This is a genomic window from Streptomyces sp. NPDC005722 (genome assembly GCF_040630935.1).
GTDB lineage: Bacteria > Actinomycetota > Actinomycetes > Streptomycetales > Streptomycetaceae > Actinacidiphila.
On the sequence record NZ_JBEXYN010000037.1, the window covers coordinates 54,082 to 54,968 of the forward strand.

Annotated in this window: 1 protein-coding gene; it reads left to right on the forward strand. The window is 68.8% G+C overall.

Features of this window, described 5'->3' with window-relative positions:
- Nucleotides 1-887 (forward strand): tetratricopeptide repeat protein (locus ABZ479_RS31355; RefSeq protein WP_500464721.1); only part of this gene is annotated, 887 nt, incomplete at both ends.

Genomic DNA, 887 nt, shown 5'->3' on the forward strand with positions numbered 1-887 from the left:
CGCTGGCCGAAGCCCGACCCGACGCTTTCCTCCCCGACCTCGCGACGCCCCTCAACAACCAGTCGAACCTGCTGGCCGCGCTGGGACGGCCGGAAGAGGCCCTGGACGCGATCATCGAGGCCGTTGGCGCCTATCGGCGTCTGGCCGAAGCCCGACCCGACGCTTTCCTCCCCGACCTCGCGACGTCGCTCAACAACCAGTCGGTCCGGCTGGCCGCGCTGGGACGGCCGGAGGAGGCACTGGAGGCGATCATCGAGGCTGTCGCCATCCGCCGGCGCCTGGCCGAAGCCCGGCCCGATGCCTTCGTCCCCGACCTCAGCAGTTCGCTCAACAATCAATCGAACTTGCTGGGTGAGTTGGGGCGGCCGGAGGAGGCCTTGGAGGCGATCATCGAGGCTGTCGCCATCCGCCGGCGTCTGGCCGAAGCCCGACCCGATGCCTTCCTCCCTGACCTCAGCAGTTCGCTCAACAACCAGTCGGTTCAGTTGGGTGAGTTGGGGCGGCCGGAGGAGGCGCTGGAGGCAATCACCGAGGCCGTCGCCATCCGCCGGCGCCTGGCCGAAGCCCGACCCGATGCCTTCCTCCCCGACCTCGCCAGGTCGCTCAACAACCAGTCCACTCCGTTGGCCGCGCTGGGGCGGCGAGAGGAAGCCCTGGAGGCGATCATCGAGGCTGTTGGCGCCTATCGGCGTCTGGCCGAAGCCCGGCCCGATGCCTTCCTCCCCAACCTCGCCAGGTCGCTCAACAACCAGTCCCTCCGGTTGGGTGAGTTGGGGCGGCGGGAAGATGCACTGGAGGCGATCATCGAGGCTGTTGGCGCCTATCGGCGTCTGGCCGAAGCCCGGCCCGATGCCTTCCTCCCCAACCTCGCCAGGTCGCTCAACAAC